Source organism: Lysinibacillus sphaericus, assembly GCF_002982115.1.
GTDB classification, from domain to species: Bacteria; Bacillota; Bacilli; order Bacillales_A; family Planococcaceae; genus Lysinibacillus; species Lysinibacillus sphaericus.
The window spans coordinates 3,158,061-3,176,727 of record NZ_CP019980.1 but is presented as its reverse complement, the minus strand read 5'-3'; the positions used below and the strand labels follow the sequence as shown (position 1 = coordinate 3,176,727).

The window sequence follows — 18,667 nt, the reverse complement described above, 5'->3', positions numbered from 1 at the left end:
ACCACCTTATTCTTTTAACCCTTTGCCAAGTCCCTTTAAGAAATGAACACCAAAATTGAGTGCGCGATTGACATCTGGATCATTTAACATTTTGACAAGTTTAAAGGCGCTAACTTTGTCATCGGATTCAAGTGCTTTGTTAGCTTCTTCTACCCCTGAATTTAAGCCTTCAATAAGCTTCGCTGTTGTTTCCGGCTTGAGCTCTGTCAAAGCTCCTGCAACCCCCATTAAATTATTAATCATATTGGTTACAGGCTTTCGTGTTAGTTGTCCAAGCGCAATATGGGCCACTTCTTCTTTGGCTTCTAGTAGTTTCATTGCGGCTTCTAGTGCACCGATATGATTTAATTCAGCCATAATAAGCAATACTTGATTGACCGCTTCTTCCTGCTCAGAAAGTAGTTGTTTAAGATTATCTAATTTTTGTTCCTTGAGCTGTTCGTCTGTTACTTGTTGTTTTTTTATGCTTGTAATGGGTTCAGCCATGTTCTCACTCTCTTTCGTTTAGGGTTGTTAAGTGAACGTAGCCAGGACGATTCCATTTTCGTTGTACCTCTACACCATTTTGAGGATGACGCTTTTTATAGCGCGGGTTAGTGCGTGGCAACGGCGTCTTGCCTTTTGCTTTTAGCACTTCTACTCGAACTTTTGTTTGTTTGTAGGCTGGTGTTGATGTATTAATATCTGCTGCAGGACCAGTTAAGAAGTTGATAGCTGAATCTTTGCTAACAGAGTTCATTGGTAAAAATAATTCATTCCCTTGCACGCGATCTGTTACTAATGCATTGAGCTTTAATGCGCCATATGGAGATACTAAACGGAGTAGGGCGCCATCTTCAATGCCTCGTTCTTTCGCCAATTGTGGTGAAACTTCAACGAAAATTTCAGGTACCTTTGATTGAATACCTTTCGATTTATTTGTTAGATTTCCTTCGTGGAAGTGCTCGAGCATACGACCGTTATTAATATGACAATCGTATTGTGCCTCAAATTCAATCGGTTGCACCCAATCATGTAAAGCAAAACGTGCTTTTTTATCAGGGAAGTTAAATCCGTCTTCATATAATAATGGTGTATCTTTTCCATCATGACTACCCCAACAGAAGCTACCCCAGCCTGCTAAGACATCATAGTTGGCTTGTGAGAATAGCGGAGATAGACTCGCCATTTCATCGAAAATGTCGCTTGGATGATTATACTGCCAATCTGCTCCTAATCGACGTGCGACTGCTTGAAGGATTTCCCAATCTGCTTTTGACTCACCGAGTGTTGGCAAAACTTGATAAAGACGCTGAACACGACGTTCTGTATTCGTGAATGTGCCTTCTTTTTCAAGCGAAGGGGCTGCTGGTAAAATCACATCTGCATATTGGGCAGTACGTGATAGGAAGCAATCTTGGACAACAAAAAATTCTATTTGTGAAAGAACCTCATCTACATGGTTGGCATTACAGTCAACAAGTGCCATATCCTCGCCCACTAAATACATCGCTTTCATTTTACCTTCCATAATAGCATCTAACATTTGCATATTATTTCGACCTGGTTGAGATTGAATAGGGACACCATAAGCTTTTTCAAATTTTGCTCGTGCTTCATCATCGGTCACTTTTTGGTAGCCAGGCAATAGATTTGGTAATGTCCCCATATCACAGGCACCTTGAACATTATTGTGACCGCGTAGCGGGTAAGCCCCAGCTCCAGGACGACGATAGTTACCAGTTGCTAATAGTAAATTCGAAATAGCCGCTGATGTATAAGAGCCTCCCGTATTTTGCGTGACACCCATACCCCAAAGAACACAAGTGCCGTCTGCATCACGAATCATTTCAGCAACTTCAATCAATGTTTCCTTGCTAATTCCGGTCATATCTTGAGCGTAATCAAGGGTATAGGTTGCAAGCACTTGTTTAAAATCTTCAAAATGCAGGACATTGTCTTGAATAAAGGCTTCGTCATGCCATCCTTGATCGATGATATATTTGGTAACTGCCATAATCCACACTTGGTCAGTACCTTGTTTTGGATGCATAAAGATGTCTGAACGCTCAGCCATTTCATGTTTACGAATATCGGCAACGATTAATTTTTGACCATGTAATTTGTGGGCACGTTTCACACGTGTTGCTAAAACAGGATGGCCTTCAGCTGGGTTAGCACCAACAATAATGACAAGGCCTGCTTTGGCAATATCTTGAATCGTACCAGCGTCACCGCCTAAACCTACTGTACGTAATAAACCGTCCGTAGCGGGAGACTGACAATAACGAGAGCAATTGTCGACGTCATTTGTTGCAAATAATTGACGTGCCATTTTTTGTATTAAGTAATTTTCTTCATTTGTAACTTTAGAAGAAGAGATAAAACCGACAGAACCTGGACCATATTGTTGTTGAATGCCACCAAGTTTTGTGGCGATTAAATCTAACGCTTCATCCCAAGAAGATTCAACAAACTCATTATTTTTGCGAATAAGTGGTTTTGTAATGCGTTCTTCCGAATTGATGAAATCCCAACCGAATTTTCCTTTTACACATGTAGAAATGGCATTGACCGGACCATCAGAAGGTTGTACTTTTAAAATTTTTCGGTCTTTTGTCCAAACTTCGAATGAACAACCTACACCACAGAAAGTACAAACTGTTTTTGTTTTTTTCGTGCGCTTACTACGCATGGCAGCTTCCACTTCAGAAACAGCAAAAATACCGCTATACCCTGGTTCAACTTCTTTAATCAAATGGATCATGGGATCTAACATATCTTGTTTTAAACCCGTCATAAATCCAGCCTCTCCAAGCATGGATTTTTCCATTAAAGCATTACAAGGACAAACGGTTACACATTGTCCGCAGCTTACACAGGAAGAATCATTAATGGCAGCACCTTTATCCCAAATTACACGTGGTCTTTCTGCCTCCCAATCGAGCGATAATGTTTCGTTTACCTGTAAATTTTGACAAACTTCTACGCATTGTCCGCATGCAATGCATTGGTTCGGATCATATCGGTAAAATGGGTGTGACATGTCTACTTCATGTGGTTCAACTTTTGGTTTGTACGGATATTTTTGATGTTCGATTTCCATTAATTCGGCTGTATTGTGTAATGAGCAATTTCCGTTGTTATTATCACACACTGTACAGTACAGTAAATGGTTTTCGAGTAAACGGTCCATCGCTTCTGTTTGTGCCGCTTTAGCTTTGTCAGAAGCTAATAACACATTCATGCCTTCTACTGCCTTTGTGGAGCAAGAACGAACTAATTGGCCGTTTACCTCCACGATACATGTATCACATGTTTCGATTGGGTCTACAGCTGGCACATGACAAATCTGTGGATGAGGAATGTCATGTTGATTAATGGTATCAAGTATTGTAGCTCCTTCTTTGACATCATACGGTACCCCATTAATAAGAATTTGAGTCAAGATACTTCCTCCTTTTGCACGTTGAGACTCATGAAACAACTTGTTACGGCTTAAGACAAAAAGGGAATGACGAATTGAGTTGTTGATTGAATTGATTGTCTTGTTATTATTGTAATTCCCACTTCGTCTTTAATCTACCTAGAAATAGTTAAATGTCTAGTTCATAACAAGTACTCCATGTCTTGGTTTGTAAAATAAAAAAATCCACCATGAAATTACATGTCCAAGACATGCTAATCATTCATGGTGGATAAAATTCTTAGCAGGTCTTGCTAAAAACTCAATCTACTTTTATGTTAAATAACAATAGAATATAACTATTAAAACCACTTTCCAACATCGTGAGAAAGGGATCAAAATAGATAAACTCCATTTGGAATAACAATAATTATAGCCTTTTTCTACAAAATGAACAATATTTATCATAAAAAATTATTAGATGATAATGGTTATCAAAAAGTATTTTCTCTTTTAATTTTTTTCAAGTTGCTATATCATTAACAAACTGTAAGGGTGACCGTCATATTAAATTGACTAAAAAAGTTTTATTACGATGGGAGAATCGTTGCTATGTCTAAAAAAATACATGAATTTAATGATATGATACGTAAATTAAGAAAAGAAGTATTTGGTAAAGGTCCAGAGCGTATTCATACAGTTTTTGTCGAGAATATGGCTGTATCTACTTTGTATGGAAATATAACACCAACGGAAAAATTTATTGCCAGTACACCAGAAGGGCTAAAAATGGTGCATGCTGCAAGGACAACTATGATTCAAGATTTATATGTACAATCACCGCCAGAGGGTATGGAAGAATTGATGGGCAGCAAATTGCTCCACTTATTTTCAGATATTAAAATTGAAGAGGATTTTGCAATTTCCGTCTTTGTTTTTGAAAAGAATATCAGTGTCTAAAGGGGATGCCTTATGGAACGAGCAATCACAAGGAAAATTATGCGCGTTGAAGGACAGCAAGTAAAAGAAATGGATGATGTAATCGTCACAGAATACGCTGTAACTGTAAAAATCAATCAGCAAGAATTTGTCACGATGGTATGTTCACCAGAGTATGTGGAAGATATGGTTATTGGCTACTTAGCTTCTGAACGAGTTATTCGTAGCTTTGATGATATTGAGGAAATTTGGCACCAAGAAAAAGAAGGCTTTGTGCATATTAAAACAAAGCATGTTAATCCCTATTACCAGCAGACGCAAAACAAACGCTATATTACCTCTTGTTGTGGAATGAGTCGACAAGGCTTTGTTTTTACGAATGATGCATTAGTGGCGAAAAAAATGGACGATGTGCATGTGCAAATCACAACCGAGGATTGCTTCCGTTTAATGCATGATATGCAGGAAGGTGCAGACATTTTTAAGCAAACGGGTGGTGTGCACAATGCTGCACTATGTAATGTCAATGGCATTGTCTTAAGTCGCATGGATATTGGACGTCATAATGCGTTAGATAAAATTTACGGCTATTGTCTGCGCAACAATATCAGTATGCAAGATAAAATTATCGTCTTTAGCGGACGACTATCGTCAGAAATTTTACTAAAGGTCTCCAAAATAGGCTGTGAAATTGTGCTATCTAAATCAGCACCAACGGACTTAGCATTACAATTAGCCGAGCAGCTCGGCATTACAACGGTAGGTTTTATCCGACAACAAGCTTTGAATATTTATACACAGCCACGACGCATCCTATTACCAGCCCAGAATGCACTGAAAGAAGGAGATTAAATGTCAGATCTACAAGACCAATTCAATAGACCTTTAAGAGATTTAAGAATATCTGTAACAGATCGCTGTAATTTCCGTTGCCGCTATTGTATGCCAGCTGAAGTATTTGGTCCAGATTATGCATTTTTACCGTCTAATAAAATATTAACTTTTGGTGAAATTGAACGATTAGTAAAAATATTTGTGTCGTTGAATGTGAAAAAAATACGAATTACAGGTGGAGAGCCCTTGCTTCGTCGTGATTTACCAGCATTAATTGCACGCATTCACCGCATTGAAGGTGTAGAAGATATTGCTTTAACAACAAATGGCACTTTATTAAAAAAATATGCACAAGCATTGGCTCAAGCAGGCTTAACTCGCGTTTCTGTTAGTCTAGATTCATTGAATGATGAACGATTTTTGGAGATGAATGGACATCGAGGTAAGGTATTAACGGTGTTAGAGGGCATAGAAAGGGCTGCGGAAGCAGGTTTACAAGTGAAAATTAATATGGTTGTGCAAAAAGGAAAGAATGACCAAGATATTGTTACAATGGCACAATATTTTAAAGAAAAACAGCATATTTTACGTTTTATTGAATATATGGATGTAGGCAATTCGAATGGTTGGAACTTACAGGATGTTGTGTCGAAGCAGGATATTATTGAGCGAGTCCATCAGTTTTATCCGCTACAACAAGTAGCGCCTAATTACAAAGGGGAAGTGGCATCACGTTATCAATATCAAGATGCACAAGGGGAAATAGGTGTGATTTCATCCGTTACAGATTCCTTCTGTTCCGATTGTTCACGTGCTCGTCTCTCAGCAGAAGGGACCTTATATACTTGTTTATTTGCAACAGAGGGCACAGATTTAAGAGAGCTGTTACGAACAGGACAAGATGATGCCGCTATCCGTGAATGTGTATCAAAGGTATGGGAAACAAGGGACGATCGTTACTCAGATGAACGCAATGAACAAACGATGACAACAAGGAAAAATGCAAAAATTGAAATGTCTCATATTGGGGGGTAGTGCGAAAAAAACAGAAAAAATCGGCAAAGTGCTGCCGAATTTTTCTGTTTATTTATGCACAAAAGTGCCACTTTTCCCACCCGTTTTTTCAACAAGATAGGTGTCTTTAATGACCATCGTTTTATCAACTGCTTTACACATATCATAAAAAGTTAAGGCAGCGATTGTCACAGCTGTGAGGGCTTCCATTTCAACACCAGTTTTCCCACTACATTTGACTGTAGCTTGAATATGAAGCTCATAGCCCTTCTCTACTTTGTCATAGTTAAATTGGAAGTCCGTGCCTTGTAACATGATGGGATGGCACATGGGAATAAGATCAGCGGTCTTTTTAGCCCCCATAATCCCTGCAATTTGGGCAACTTGTGTTGGATCGCCTTTTTTAATGCCACCTTGTTGGATGGCTTCATAGACAGCATCGGATAACGTGATTGTACTACGCGCAATGGCTGTACGTGTTGTGATTTCTTTTTCTGAAATATCAACCATTTTAGGACGACCTTCTGCGTTCCAGTGTGTAAAATTATTCATTATTAGACTCCTTTTTCCTTGTTTGAGACCAGTCTTGTTGTGCATTAATATTGATAAATGTTGTGTCATCGTCATCAAAAGGGACGTAACAAACTCGCAGTTGCTCTAACAGTACTTTCATACTTCGTTTGTTTTGTTTCGTTAATTGTTGTGCTTTAGGTAAAGCTGTACGTCGAAATAATGCAGCTAATGGCTGATGTTTTTGCGCCTGCATAGGAACGATTGCATCATAATCGTCACTTATTCGACCGACCATTTTTTTGATAAAATCAGCATTCATATAAGGCATATCGCTAGCCACGACAAAAAACCATTCCACATCAGGGTAGGCTGTCATGATATGATGTAAAGCAAAAAGTGGTCCTTGATGTAGCTGTTTGTCGATAATCCATTGGACGTTTTCCTGCTCAAACTGATGTTGTAACTGTGCGTTTGTAGCAATAATAATAGGCGATAGCTGATTTTTTTGTAAAGCGATAAGACTATGCTTGTATAAAGGCTGCCCAGCAAACAGCTCGAACATTTTAGGTTTACCATATCGAGAGGATTGCCCACCTGCTAATATAATCCCTGCAATTTTCATAGACGATTCAACTCACCAACAAAATGTTGAACAGTGGGTACTATAAGTTTCGTCATAGCTAGTGATACCGCATTTGTGGAACCAGGTAAAACATAGATGGCTGTTTGTTGAATAGTCCCAGCAGTGGCACGACTAAACATTGCCCTTGGGCCAATTTCGTCATAGCTAAGTGTTCGAAATAACTCACCAAATCCCATCATTTCCTTTTCGAAAAGAGGTAAAATGGTATCGTAAGTTTGGTCTCTTGGTGTAAAGCCTGTTCCGCCCGTTACGATAATGGTATTGATGGATGGATCACTGGACCACTGTTTCACATAACGAGCGATATCCCGTGGTTCATCCTTTGTGAGTTGGTAGTCCACTACTTCGAATGTTGCTTCTTGAAGTAAAGTTTGAATTCGCTGTCCAGCGTGATCATTTGCCTTTGTGCGTGTGTCACTGACAGTTAAAAGAGCAACTTGAATGGGTTGCTGATGATGTGTGGGATGCACAGTTAAGACCTCCTTCAAAATTACTAAAAAACATTGCTTTTATTATAATGCTATAAATAAAAAGGTCAAACGAAATTCATAGAAAGAAAGGCTCTATACGTATGCAAAATAGATATTCGAGACAACAATTATTTACCCCTATCGGACAATCTGGGCAAGTATCAATCCAACAAAAACATGCCCTTTTAATAGGTGTCGGTGCATTGGGGAGTGCTAGTGCCGAAGCGCTTGTACGTGCTGGTATCGGCAAGTTAACACTGATTGATCGTGATTATGTAGAGTGGAGTAATTTACAAAGACAACAATTATATACAGAGCAAGATGCCCAAGAAAAAATGCCAAAAGTCATCGCAGCTAAAAAACGTCTGCAAGAAATTAACACAGAGGTTGAAATCAATGTTGCCATTATGGATGCATGTTTAGAGACTTTGCTACCATTGCTAAAAGATGTAGATGTAATGGTTGATGCGACCGATAATTTTGATGTGCGTTTTCTAATGAATGACCTTGCACAAAAGTATCGAATTCCGTGGGTGTACGGCTCTTGTGTCGGTAGTTATGGCGCAACCTATACGATTGTGCCAGGCAAAACACCTTGTTTGCACTGCTTATTAAAAGCAATACCCCAAACAGGGATGACTTGTGATACGGTAGGTATTATTAGCCCAACGGTTCAAATCGTTGCCGCATATCAAGTGGCTGAAGTGTTAAAAGTGCTTGTTGGAGATGACAAAGCGCTACGAAAAAGCTATTTAACATTTGATGTTTGGCAAAATCAACACTATGAAATCAATGTCGCTAAAATGAGACAGGCTGATTGTCCATCTTGTGGCAATGCGCCAACATATCCTTACTTATCCTATGAAAATCAAACGAAATTACAAATACTTTGTGGACGGGACGCTGTGCAAATTCGACCACCAAAGCCCATTTACTATCAGTTCGAGCAGTTGGCACATCAGCTTCGTTCCTATGGTGAAATTCAGATGAATCCTTATTTGATTTCTTGTCAAGCGGACGATTATCGAATCGTTATTTTTCAAGATGGGCGAGTTGTGATTCATGGTATACAAGATATACAAAAAGCTAAAACAATTTACTATCGTTTATTAGGTTAAAGGAGTGTGCTAAATGCTAGAAAAAAGACAACCAATTCCTGTGGCAGAAGCTGTTCATCGTGTAATGGACTATGCCTTTCAAGCAAAAAATGAACTTGTACCATTAACACAAGCCCATGGTCGCTTTATAGCAGAAGCGATTCGAGCCGATCAAGATGTCCCAGCTTTTGATCGTTCACCGTATGATGGCTATGCCATTCGTTCCATTGATAGTCAAGGCGCTTGTTCACAGCAGCCAGTTCGATTTCAGGTCGTTGGGGAAATTGGCGCAGGCTATGTCTATGACAGTGTAGTGGAGAAAGGTCAAGCTGTTCGCATTATGACAGGGGCACCGATACCACAAGGCTGTGATGCGGTGGTTATGCTAGAAATAACCCATACTTTTGAAGAAAATCAACAAAAGTATATGTCGATTAAACGCTCTATTGAAGCGGGGACTAATATTTCCTACAAGGGGGAAGATGTACAGCAGGGTACAATCCTTATTGACAAAGGTCAATATATTAACCCTGGTGTGATGGCTTTACTCGCTACGTTTGGCTACGAGCAAGTACCAGTTTATCGTAAAATGATCATTGGTGTGATAGCCACGGGTAGCGAATTACTAGAGCCAGGTGAATGTTTACAGCCGGGCAAAATTCGAAATAGTAATGCTTATATGATGATGGCACAAATTGAACGTGCAGGCGCAGAAGTCAAATATTTTGGCAAGTTTAGCGATGATTTGGCATTATGTATTAAAATCGTGGAAAAAGCATTGCAGGAAGTAGATATTCTAATTACAACGGGGGGCGTTTCCGTAGGTGATTATGATTATTTACCGGCCATTTATCAGGCGATGGATGCAAAGGTATTATTTAATAAAGTAGCAATGCGTCCAGGCAGTGTAACTACTGTCGCTGCTTGCAATGGTAAATTGTTATTCGGCCTTTCTGGTAATCCTTCAGCCTGCTATGTTGGTTTTGAACTATTTGTACGCCCCATTATACGCACTGCCTATTGTCATCCGCAACCTCATTTACGCAGAGAGCAAGCTATATTAGGGGCGGATTTTACAAAGCCGAATCCCTTTACACGTTTTGTGCGCGCGACAGCTTATTACGAAACAGGGCAGCTAGTTGCTGTGCCATCTGGTTTTGATAAATCGAGTGCCGTTTCTTCGTTGGCGACAGCTAATGCTTTTATCGTTTTACCAGGTGGTTCACGAGGTTATGAAAGAGGCATGTCCGTAGCAGTCTTATTGTTAGAAGATTTACAAGGAAGTGAGTGGCCTTGGGACAAGTTCGAAAAATCTTACAGATAGTTGGCTATCAAAATAGTGGAAAGACAACATTGATGGAGCAATTAATTAAACAAGCTTCACTGGAAGGGCTACGAGTAGGAACGATTAAGCATCACGGACATGGTGGTGCGCCAATGATCGAAACGTCCAAAGATAGTAGTCGGCATGAGCAGGCAGGTGCGATTGTGACTGCTGTGGAAGGGGAGGGTACTTTACGTATGAGTATTCACCAAAATAGCTGGCGATTAGCTGAAATTCTAGCAATCTATGCTTCCTTTTCGATGGATATCGTGCTGATTGAAGGATATAAACAGGAACATTATCCAAAAGTAGTACTACTCCGAACAGCACAGGACCAAGTGCTATTGCAGCAAGTAACCAATATTATTTGTGTTATTTATTGGCCGAGCTATCCACTGGATCCACCGTTAACAATCCCAGCGTATTCAATTTATGAAGAAAGAAAATATATGGAATTTTTGTTGAAAGAAATGAGGGAAGACCATGACGGTAGCGTTGTTTGAAATTATCGACCAACCGATTGATGTCGAGCAAGTAAGACAAAAAGTACTAAATCGAAATGCTGGTGCCGTTACACTATTTATCGGCACAGTACGTGAAATTACAAATGGTAAAAAAACATTGCATTTAGAATATCAAGCCTATCCCGCGATGGCGATAAAAATGTTTGAACAGATTGCAAAGGAAATACAAGAGCAGTGGCCAGAAGCGATAGTGGCTATTACGCATCGAGTAGGTCGCTTGGATATTTCAGACATAGCTGTTGTTATTGCTGTGTCATCGCCACATCGTAAAGTGGCGTATATGGCAAATGAATATGCGATTGATCGCATTAAACAAATTGTTCCAATATGGAAAAAAGAGCATTGGGAGGACGGGACGGAATGGATTGGTGACCAATTAGAAAATATCCCCTATCCACAAGGAAAACCAGTTATTCGGGAGGAGGAAGGGAAAGCGTGATTAACATCTTATTATTTGCGCACTTACAGGAACAAGTTGGTGAATCACAACTCAAGGTAGAGCTGTCAGATGTCACAGTTGCTCAGTTAAAAGAGTGGCTAGAAAAGCACTATCCGCAGCTATCATTACAACAAATAATGACAGCAGTCAATGAAGAATTTGCAACTGATACGACAATTGTTCAATCGGGTGATACTATCGCCTTTATCCCACCAATTAGCGGGGGATGATGAAAGAGACTATGCGGTAAGTAGCGCTACGAGAGCATCAGCCGTAGTTAACAGCTATCAAAAAAGCTGGGACAAAATAAAAAAATTTATTGAAGGAACAGAGGAAAGCTGTTTATAAATTTTGGTTAGAAGTTAAAACTAGTTGATGAGTGCGATGAGAGGCGACTCCTGTTCAACCGTAAGACGAGGGCATTTAGCGGTCAAGCAGAGGGTGGTGGCTTACTGTACTGAGCGAAAAGAGACCACCCGTAGCAGACATCAATGATAGAGCAAAAAAGTGTTGGATTGACTGCAATCAATCCAACACTTTTTCTCTTTTATACTTTTAGTAAATGGATACTAAGAAGCATTAGAAAGGAAATAGCAATCATGCACAAAACCCATGTCCAAGCTAGCGTCATGTTACCTGAATCAAGTGCCATATAAATCGCTAGCGGTGTTGTTTGTGTTTTTCCTGGAATGTTCCCCGCAAACATCAAGGTCGCCCCAAACTCCCCTAAAGCACGTGTAAAGCTTAAAATTCCACCAGATACAAGTGCCTTTAATGCGAGCGGAATAGATACACAAACAAAGACTTGCCATTCATTCGCCCCATCAACACGTGCTGCATTTTCAATATCTTTATCTACAGAGGCAAAGCCCGTTTTCGCAGATTGATACATTAATGGAAAGGCAACAATTGTAGAAGCGATGACGGCAGCCCACCATGTGAACATGATTGGTTGATCGAAAAGCCACATAATTAGATTTCCTAATACACTATTTTTTCCAAAAATAACGATGAGCAGAAAACCAACTACAGTAGGAGGTAATACTAAGGGTAAAAGCAACACCGTTTCTAACAAGAGTTTGCCTTTAAAATGGCGAGTTGCCATCCATTTACCCATTAAAATACCAACTATAATAGCAGTAATTCCAGCAACAAAGGCAATTTCAATGGAAAGCCTAAGAGGAGACCAAAAATCGGTACCCATTTATTGAGCTCCTTTAAAGCCATACTTTTTGAATATATTCATTGCCTCATCACTTTGTAAAAATTGATAAAAATCTTTTGCCTCTTGTCCATGCTTACTCGCTTTTAGGACGCCTACAGGATAAATAATCGGTGCATGGGTCGCATCATCGGCAGTCGCAATGACATCGACTTTATCAGAGACGAGGGCATCTGTTTTATAAACGATGCCAGCATCTACATTTTCGCTTTCAGTATAAGTAAGTACTTGACGCACATCTTTTGTATATACCATTTTAGATGCAAGTGATTCCCAAAGCTGCATGCTTTTTAATGTGTCGACGCCATACTGCCCAGCAGGAACCGTTTCGGGTGTGCCAAGCGCAATTTTTCCTGCTTGAAGTAAATCGTCAAAGGAATGGATTTGCTTTTCGTTGTTTTTAGGAACGATTAATACTAACTCATTAGCTAAAAGATCTGTTCCTTGCTGTTGTTCAATCATTTCTTTTTCTACTAGGGCGTCGAATTTATCTTTCGCTGCTGAAAAGAATAAATCCACCGGTGCACCTTGTAAAATTTGTTGTTGCAATGCACCAGAGCCGCCAAAGTTATAGAGGATATTGACCGAATCGTGTTCTTTTTCATACGTTGTTTTAAGTTCTTCTAAGGCATCCTGTAAACTAGCTGCCGCAGAAATTGTTAATTCAACAGGTTCGTTTGCAGTCCCTCCTTTTTCTTGGTTACCACAAGCTACTAATAGACCTACTAGTAGAGCCAGTGTCGCAAATAAACGATAAAAGTTTTTCACTGATTTTACTCCTTTTATAACTCGTTATAACAAGACATAACTAATTATAATCAGTGCCAAGTAAAAAAGATAGTCGTGCCAGTCACCCGAACAATTCTGACAATTTAAAAACTCGTTCTGCATGTTAGAACGAGTTTATAAATATGAAGTGATGTGCTTACACCGCACCAAATAATTTTAAAATATTAATAATAATAATGCCTACGATGCCAAAGTCAGAATCACCAAATGTTGTTCCTTCGTAGCCGATATCACCCATAAAGATAAGGAGAATCGCTGGAATAAAGCTAATGATTATCCCGTTAGCAAATGCACCTGCCATGGAGCCAATACGACCACCCGTTGCATTACCGAAAACACCTGCCGCAGCACCTGTAAAAAAATGTGGCACTAGGCCAGGAACAATAACTTTAAGCCCGATCAGCGGCAGGGCAAACATGGACAATAAGCCAGCTAAAAAGCTAAAGAGGAAACCGATAATAACGGCATTCGGTGCGAAGGGGAAAATTGTCGGGCAATCTAAAGCAGGTTTAGCGTTTGGTACGAGCTTATCAGCAATCCCTTTAAATGCAGGAATAATTTCTGCAATCAGCATACGAACACCCGCAAGGATAATATAGACCCCCGCTGCAAAGGTAATCGCTTGGATAATCGCGAAAACAATGAAGTTCGATCCCCCGGATAATTGCGCTTCAATATAAGAACGACCTGCGAATAAAGCGACAACAATGAAAAATAAGCTCATTGTTAAGGAAATGGCAACGGATGTATCTCTTAAAAATCCAAGTGATTTAGGCACTGCTATTGCTTCAGTCGACTTGGCTTTGTTGCCAAATAGTTGACCAATTTTAGCAGATACATAGTAGCCAATGCTGCCAAAATGCCCAACTGCAAAGTCATTATTTCCTGTTATTTGACGCACGGTAGGTTGTAAAATGGCAGGGAAAATCACCATACATAAACCTAACAATATAGAACCAAAAATAATGAGAGGGGCGCCACTCATCCCCCCAACAGAGAGGGAAGCTGCGATTAAACACGCCATAAATAATGTATGATGACCAGTTAAAAAAATATATTTTAAAGGCGTAAATCGCGCTAGCAAAAGATTCATTACCATCCCGAATACCATAATCAAGGCTGTGGATGTGCCAAATGTCGTTTGTGCCACAGCAACAATGGCTTCATTATTGGGGATAACCCCTTGTACCTGAAAGGCATGATCGAACATTTTGCTAAAGTGAGTTAAAGAACCAATTAAAACAGCTGCACCGGCACCTAAAATGACAAAGCCCATAATAGTTTTTAACGTCCCTGAAAGAACGGTTGAAGCAGATTTCTTTTGGATTAATAAGCCGACAAGCGCAAATAGGCCGACTAGTATTGCTGGTGTACCTAAAATGTCATTCATCATAACATCTAACATACCAACACCTCATCTTATCCAATTTTAAAAGCAACGTAAGCGTTACAACTGCACATCATATTGTCCATTACAATAGTGGGGCAAGTTTTCCTTTGATTTCTGGGATACTCATCATATTGACGATTCGCACAATTTTTCGCACACCATTATCTAGTTGGTCGACGATATCTCCTGCACCAATATAAATATCAGCCTTTTCAGAAGTTGCAGATGTTAAATCAGTATGCGTTACCTCTGCTTCTTTGCTGAGTTCTAGCAATGCTTTTTTGATAGTCAGTTCCATCATGAAGCTACTGCCTAAGCCATTTCCACAAACGACTAAAATTTTCATTTATAATTGCTCCTTTGTTGCATATTGTTTGATTTTATCCATGACGCATTTTGCACGCTTACATCCGATAATGTTATCGATTTGGCTAGGTTCTTGTAAGACTTGTGTTAAATCGACTAATGCCTGTAAATGGGTTGTATGATCTGTCGCTGCTAAAATAATGATTACATACACAGGTTTATCGGGTCCGAAATATACAGGTTTTTGTAAAACTAATAAACTCATTGATAATTCGTTTACCCCGTCAGATGGCCGCGCATGTGGAATTGCTACTTTAGGTGTAAGTACAACATAGGGACCGTGATGTTCGATGGAATCGATCATGGCTTGGATATAGCGCTTTTCTATTTTGTTTTGCTGTAAGAGTGGTGATGCAGCAATGCGTATAGCATCCTGCCAGTTTGCTACTTCGTTTGTGATTTGGATAGTCTCACTCTGAAGCAATTCGGTAAGCAACTTGTCATTCCTCCTTTCGTTAGAGCACAACATGTCTTCTATCCATGTTATTAATGGTTGCTATGTAATTATGTCAGATTACTGAATTTTTTTAGTAAATATGTTGAAAAAGGGAGTAAGTTGAAAGTTATTTTGTGCAGATAGATGAGGGAGAGCTCACAGTTGGTTGATGCTGTGAGACTCATTGCTTGAAGATGATTATGTTTTGATTTTTTGTGCTAAATCGTAAATCACTTTTTTGACAAATACATCAATTTGATTGTCTAGTCTAGATTGCGGGTAAACTAGTTGGATTTTCCGTTTTAGCGTAATATCATTTAAATCTTTTTTGATTAATAAGCCAGATTGCAGTTCGTCCTCGATAAGGGAAACGGAAAGAAAAGCAATGGTTTTACCAAACGTCAGCATTTTTTTTATCGTACTTACAGAATCGAGTTCAATGGTATTAAATGCTGGTTGGAAAGGGTCCAACCATTTTTCGATAAAATGATTGGTTGAACTAGAGGAAGTATGTAATAATACTTTGTTTTTAAGGACATCGGATTGCGAGATGTCCTTTTTTGCTGCCAGCTCGTGACGAGGGCTTAGAGCTAAAACAAGCGAATCTTCACCAATTGTTTCATAGATTAATGCTTTGTTTTCTTGCTTTGTTTCCATAATTAACCCAAAATCTAGTTCTTGCAGGGCTACCATTTTTTCAATTTCAGGTGCTGTTTTAACCTCTAAGGATATACGGATGTCAGGATATGCAGTGGAAATTTGATTAATAATTTCAGGCATATAAATATGCGCAGGTAGGGCACTTGCACCTAATCGAATGGAGCCAATATTGCCTGCTAATAGATTTTCAATGAAACGATTCATATCGTTTTGTAGTTGGACGATTTGTCTTGCGTAGTGATAGAGCCCCTCTCCAGCTTCTGTTAAACGATAGCCACCCGCATTTGTGCGAAACAAACGTATCCCGTACTCTTCTTCAATCGAGCGAATATGAAAGGACACCGTAGGCGGCGTAATACCTAGCTCTTTAGCGACAGGAGCTAATTTTTTAAAATCGACGAGTAAACAAAATGCCTGTAATTTCAGATGATTCATTTTAGCCTCCTAAAGGAAATTCGAAAAAGTATTGCATTTCCTTAAGTTTATTAGACTTTTTTTAACGACATATTAATAGTAGGTTAATATTTTCTAAATATCTGGAAACTATAGTAGAGATAGACGAGGAGGATACCATGAAAATCTCAATAACGAACTTAGAGAAAAAATATGGACAGGCACAAGCGTTATGGCCCATTAATGTGGAATTAGATAGTAAGTTCATTACAATTTTAGGACAATCGGGCTGTGGGAAAACGACATTATTGAAAATACTAGCTGGTCTTGAAAAGCCAACAAATGGTGAAATTGCATTCGATGACACAATTATTTATTCGTCTAAGCTTCACAAAAATGTTAAACCAAATAAACGCAATATTGCCATGGTCTTTCAAGATTTCGCATTATGGCCTCATATGACCATTTTCCAAAACATCGCATTCGGCTTAAAAGGAATGATGCCAAAAGAAGAAATACCAGAGCGAGTAGCATATGTGATGCGGTTAGTGAAGATGGAAGGATATGAAAAACGTAAGCCGGGACAATTATCGGGAGGCCAACAACAACGAGTTGCATTGGCAAGGGCATTGGCAACGAATCCAAAGTTAATTTTATTTGATGAACCATTATCAGCGTTAGATGCCGTACTTAGAGAAAAAATGCAGGATGAAATTATGCATATTATTCATGAACTGGATTGCCAAGCTATTTTTGTAACACATGATCAAACAGAAGCTATGACGATGTCGGATCAAATAATTGTGATGGAATCAGGTAAAATTGCGCAGGTTGGATCACCTGAGGAAATTTATCATACGCCGGCAACACCTTATGTAGCGGATTTTATAGGGAAGGTCAATTGGTTCGGTAAAGGGAATCGAATTGTACGTCCAGAGGGAGTATCGAGACAACACTATCCTGGAAGCATTGCGAAACAGGCAATGATTGTGAAAAGTACTTTTGTTGGTGATCGCTATTTAGTACATGCGCAAGTTGAAGGGAAGCAATGGAGCTTTTATGAAGCTGTACCGCTTGAACACGGACAGCAACTGGAAGTTTTTGTGGATACTAAACAAATCTATCAATTGGAGGGTTTACAGTGAAAAAACGTTTCAAATTATTAGCAACAGCGAGCTTTCTTGTGGCATTAACATTAGCAGGGTGCAACGCTACTAAGTCGACTGACAGTGTGAAGAATGATGCAGCCAGTGCAAAGCCAAATGAAGTGCAAACACTAACCGTCTATTCTGCTGGTCCTGATGGCTTGGCAGCAAATATTCAACAAGCTTTTGAAGAAAAAACGGGCATGAAAGTAGAGATGTTCCAAGGGACAACGGGCAAAATTTTATCGCGTTTAGAAGCAGAGAAAAATAATCCGGTCGCAGATGTCGTTGTGCTAGCTTCTATTGCATCAATGGATGGATTAAAGGAAGCCAACCAATTACAAAGTTACAAAGAAGCTGAAAATGCTAGTAAAATGAACCCCGATTGGTCAGATGCAGAAGGCTATTACTATGGCTATAGCGCATCGGCATTAGGCATTGCCTACAATACGAAAAATACGAAAGACATACCAAGCGAATGGACAGATTTAGCTAAAGCACAGTGGCAAGGTAAAATAAATATTCCTGATCCAAGTTTGTCTGGATCTGCTGTTGATTTTATTTACGGTTATACAGAAGCGGAAAAATCGGCATGGGATACAATCCAAGCATGGAAAAACAATGGACTACAAGTGAATGGAGCCAATAAGGAAGCATTGGATGCTGTTATTACAGGTGATAAAAATGCAACCATTTCAGGTGTTGACTATATGGCGTATAAAGCGAAAGCGAGTGGGGAACCAGTAGAAATTGTTTATCCGAAGAGTGGAACGGTTGTTAGTCCGCGAGCAGTAGGCATTATGAAAGATGCTAAAAATGTGGAAGGTGCGCAGGCCTATGTGAATTTTTTACTTTCAGATGAAGGACAAAAACTAGTGGCAGATGCTTATCTACTACCTGGCAATCATGATATAGCTGTAAAAGATCGCGCAGCATTGGATGAAATCCCACAGTTAAATGTGAGCTGGAAAGGTTCAGAAGCAAAGCAACTTGATATTTTAACGAAGTTCAATGATATTTTTCGTTAAGTTGCAAGCTTCCTTCTAGATGATGCAATCATCCTGCGTGTGTAAAATTCGCTATT

The 18,667-nt window shown here is 39.4% G+C and carries 21 protein-coding genes; 10 read left to right on the top strand and 11 right to left on the bottom strand.

Annotation, left to right across the window (positions count from 1 at the left end; translation table 11 throughout):
• Positions 1 to 6 precede the first annotated feature (6 nt).
• A complete protein-coding gene (locus LS41612_RS15995) occupies positions 7 to 486 on the bottom strand; it encodes a helical membrane plugin domain-containing protein (protein WP_024362402.1) in 480 nt (159 codons plus the stop codon).
• Between the two features lie 4 nt (positions 487 to 490).
• Entirely contained in the window at positions 491 to 3,427 is a 2,937-nt protein-coding gene (fdhF, locus tag LS41612_RS15990; RefSeq protein ID WP_024362401.1) for a formate dehydrogenase subunit alpha, read from the bottom strand.
• 570 nt (positions 3,428 to 3,997) lie between these two features.
• On the opposite strand from fdhF, the gene LS41612_RS15985 reads away from it, so the two are divergent.
• From LS41612_RS15985 to moaA, 3 genes are read left to right on the top strand one after another with little or no spacing between them, the layout of a single operon-like run.
• Positions 3,998 to 4,345: a Na-translocating system protein MpsC family protein gene (locus tag LS41612_RS15985; protein ID WP_024362400.1), complete on the top strand. Its 348-nt coding sequence runs from the start codon at positions 3,998 to 4,000 to the stop codon at positions 4,343 to 4,345.
• A 12-nt stretch (positions 4,346 to 4,357) separates the two neighbouring features.
• On the top strand, positions 4,358 to 5,176 hold the full coding sequence (gene fdhD / locus LS41612_RS15980) for a formate dehydrogenase accessory sulfurtransferase FdhD (protein WP_024362399.1): 819 nt from the start codon (positions 4,358 to 4,360) through the stop codon (positions 5,174 to 5,176).
• Positions 5,177 to 6,193: a GTP 3',8-cyclase MoaA gene (gene moaA / locus LS41612_RS15975; protein WP_024362398.1), complete on the top strand. Its 1,017-nt coding sequence runs from the start codon at positions 5,177 to 5,179 to the stop codon at positions 6,191 to 6,193.
• Positions 6,194 to 6,241: 48 nt separating this feature from the next.
• Here the strand turns inward: moaA and moaC are convergent, their stop codons facing one another.
• Genes moaC through LS41612_RS15960 form a run of 3 tightly spaced genes read right to left on the bottom strand, consistent with a single transcriptional unit; the run spans position 6,242 to position 7,798 of the window.
• Complete coding sequence (moaC, locus tag LS41612_RS15970; RefSeq protein WP_024362397.1) at positions 6,242 to 6,724, bottom strand: cyclic pyranopterin monophosphate synthase MoaC; 483 nt, start codon at positions 6,722 to 6,724, stop codon at positions 6,242 to 6,244.
• Positions 6,717 to 7,307, bottom strand: a complete 591-nt coding sequence (gene mobA / locus LS41612_RS15965; RefSeq protein WP_024362396.1) for a molybdenum cofactor guanylyltransferase — start codon at positions 7,305 to 7,307, stop codon at positions 6,717 to 6,719. The genes moaC and mobA overlap by 8 nt, the downstream gene beginning before the upstream one ends.
• Positions 7,304 to 7,798 carry a MogA/MoaB family molybdenum cofactor biosynthesis protein gene (locus LS41612_RS15960; RefSeq protein ID WP_024362395.1) on the bottom strand — a complete coding sequence of 165 codons (495 nt, stop codon included), beginning with the start codon at positions 7,796 to 7,798 and terminating at the stop codon, positions 7,304 to 7,306. Before LS41612_RS15960 ends, mobA begins: the two co-directional genes overlap by 4 nt.
• Positions 7,799 to 7,899: 101 nt before the next feature.
• On the opposite strand from LS41612_RS15960, the gene LS41612_RS15955 reads away from it, so the two are divergent.
• The 5 genes from LS41612_RS15955 to moaD are packed head-to-tail and all read left to right on the top strand — an operon-like array spanning position 7,900 to position 11,412.
• Positions 7,900 to 8,916 carry a thiazole biosynthesis adenylyltransferase ThiF gene (locus LS41612_RS15955; protein WP_024362394.1) on the top strand — a complete coding sequence of 339 codons (1,017 nt, stop codon included), beginning with the start codon at positions 7,900 to 7,902 and terminating at the stop codon, positions 8,914 to 8,916.
• Positions 8,917 to 8,929: 13 nt separating this feature from the next.
• The gene (locus LS41612_RS15950) at positions 8,930 to 10,219 is read left to right on the top strand and encodes a molybdopterin molybdotransferase MoeA (protein WP_024362393.1); all 1,290 of its coding nucleotides are present in this window, start codon (positions 8,930 to 8,932) and stop codon (positions 10,217 to 10,219) included.
• On the top strand, positions 10,189 to 10,722 hold the full coding sequence (gene mobB / locus LS41612_RS15945) for a molybdopterin-guanine dinucleotide biosynthesis protein B (RefSeq protein WP_024362392.1): 534 nt from the start codon (positions 10,189 to 10,191) through the stop codon (positions 10,720 to 10,722). The genes LS41612_RS15950 and mobB overlap by 31 nt, the downstream gene beginning before the upstream one ends.
• Positions 10,703 to 11,182 carry a molybdenum cofactor biosynthesis protein MoaE gene (locus LS41612_RS15940; protein WP_024362391.1) on the top strand — a complete coding sequence of 160 codons (480 nt, stop codon included), beginning with the start codon at positions 10,703 to 10,705 and terminating at the stop codon, positions 11,180 to 11,182. The genes mobB and LS41612_RS15940 overlap by 20 nt, the downstream gene beginning before the upstream one ends.
• Positions 11,179 to 11,412, top strand: a complete 234-nt coding sequence (moaD, locus tag LS41612_RS15935) for a molybdopterin converting factor subunit 1 (protein ID WP_024362390.1) — start codon at positions 11,179 to 11,181, stop codon at positions 11,410 to 11,412. Before LS41612_RS15940 ends, moaD begins: the two co-directional genes overlap by 4 nt.
• A 317-nt stretch (positions 11,413 to 11,729) precedes the next feature.
• On the opposite strand, the gene modB is transcribed toward moaD, so the two are convergent.
• The 6 genes from modB to LS41612_RS15905 all read right to left on the bottom strand — a co-directional run bounded on the left by modB (position 11,730) and on the right by LS41612_RS15905 (position 16,480).
• On the bottom strand, positions 11,730 to 12,386 hold the full coding sequence (gene modB, locus LS41612_RS15930; protein ID WP_024362389.1) for a molybdate ABC transporter permease subunit: 657 nt from the start codon (positions 12,384 to 12,386) through the stop codon (positions 11,730 to 11,732).
• Positions 12,387 to 13,172, bottom strand: a complete 786-nt coding sequence (gene modA, locus LS41612_RS15925; RefSeq protein WP_024362388.1) for a molybdate ABC transporter substrate-binding protein — start codon at positions 13,170 to 13,172, stop codon at positions 12,387 to 12,389.
• A gap of 157 nt (positions 13,173 to 13,329) precedes the next feature.
• A complete protein-coding gene (ulaA, locus tag LS41612_RS15920) occupies positions 13,330 to 14,598 on the bottom strand; it encodes a PTS ascorbate transporter subunit IIC (RefSeq protein ID WP_024362387.1) in 1,269 nt (422 codons plus the stop codon).
• 67 nt (positions 14,599 to 14,665) lie between these two features.
• Positions 14,666 to 14,929, bottom strand: coding sequence for a PTS sugar transporter subunit IIB (locus LS41612_RS15915; RefSeq protein WP_024362386.1), 264 nt, complete (start codon positions 14,927 to 14,929; stop codon positions 14,666 to 14,668).
• Entirely contained in the window at positions 14,930 to 15,385 is a 456-nt protein-coding gene (locus tag LS41612_RS15910) for a PTS sugar transporter subunit IIA (RefSeq protein WP_024362385.1), read from the bottom strand.
• A 198-nt stretch (positions 15,386 to 15,583) separates the two neighbouring features.
• Positions 15,584 to 16,480: a LysR family transcriptional regulator gene (locus tag LS41612_RS15905; RefSeq protein WP_024362384.1), complete on the bottom strand. Its 897-nt coding sequence runs from the start codon at positions 16,478 to 16,480 to the stop codon at positions 15,584 to 15,586.
• A 137-nt stretch (positions 16,481 to 16,617) separates the two neighbouring features.
• Here LS41612_RS15905 and LS41612_RS15900 point away from each other — a divergent pair, with 137 nt between their 5' ends.
• Both LS41612_RS15900 and LS41612_RS15895 read left to right on the top strand, forming a co-directional pair.
• Entirely contained in the window at positions 16,618 to 17,583 is a 966-nt protein-coding gene (locus LS41612_RS15900) for an ABC transporter ATP-binding protein (protein ID WP_024362383.1), read from the top strand.
• A complete protein-coding gene (locus tag LS41612_RS15895; protein WP_024362382.1) occupies positions 17,580 to 18,611 on the top strand; it encodes an ABC transporter substrate-binding protein in 1,032 nt (343 codons plus the stop codon). Before LS41612_RS15900 ends, LS41612_RS15895 begins: the two co-directional genes overlap by 4 nt.
• Positions 18,612 to 18,667: the final 56 nt, after the last annotated feature.

Excerpts from the sequence above, each read along its gene's own strand:
- LS41612_RS15995 (WP_024362402.1), bottom strand. The coding sequence starts at position 486 with ATGGCTGAACCCATTACAAGCATAAAAAAACAACAAGTAACAGACGAA.
- LS41612_RS15985 (WP_024362400.1), top strand. The coding sequence starts at position 3,998 with ATGTCTAAAAAAATACATGAATTTAATGATATGATACGTAAATTAAGA.
- fdhD (WP_024362399.1), top strand. The coding sequence starts at position 4,358 with ATGGAACGAGCAATCACAAGGAAAATTATGCGCGTTGAAGGACAGCAA.
- moaA (WP_024362398.1), top strand. The coding sequence starts at position 5,177 with ATGTCAGATCTACAAGACCAATTCAATAGACCTTTAAGAGATTTAAGA.
- moaC (WP_024362397.1), bottom strand. The coding sequence starts at position 6,724 with ATGAATAATTTTACACACTGGAACGCAGAAGGTCGTCCTAAAATGGTT.
- mobA (WP_024362396.1), bottom strand. The coding sequence starts at position 7,307 with ATGAAAATTGCAGGGATTATATTAGCAGGTGGGCAATCCTCTCGATAT.
- LS41612_RS15955 (WP_024362394.1), top strand. The coding sequence starts at position 7,900 with ATGCAAAATAGATATTCGAGACAACAATTATTTACCCCTATCGGACAA.
- LS41612_RS15950 (WP_024362393.1), top strand. The coding sequence starts at position 8,930 with ATGCTAGAAAAAAGACAACCAATTCCTGTGGCAGAAGCTGTTCATCGT.
- LS41612_RS15940 (WP_024362391.1), top strand. The coding sequence starts at position 10,703 with ATGACGGTAGCGTTGTTTGAAATTATCGACCAACCGATTGATGTCGAG.
- modB (WP_024362389.1), bottom strand. The coding sequence starts at position 12,386 with ATGGGTACCGATTTTTGGTCTCCTCTTAGGCTTTCCATTGAAATTGCC.
- ulaA (WP_024362387.1), bottom strand. The coding sequence starts at position 14,598 with ATGTTAGATGTTATGATGAATGACATTTTAGGTACACCAGCAATACTA.
- LS41612_RS15915 (WP_024362386.1), bottom strand. The coding sequence starts at position 14,929 with ATGAAAATTTTAGTCGTTTGTGGAAATGGCTTAGGCAGTAGCTTCATG.
- LS41612_RS15905 (WP_024362384.1), bottom strand. The coding sequence starts at position 16,480 with ATGAATCATCTGAAATTACAGGCATTTTGTTTACTCGTCGATTTTAAA.
- LS41612_RS15900 (WP_024362383.1), top strand. The coding sequence starts at position 16,618 with ATGAAAATCTCAATAACGAACTTAGAGAAAAAATATGGACAGGCACAA.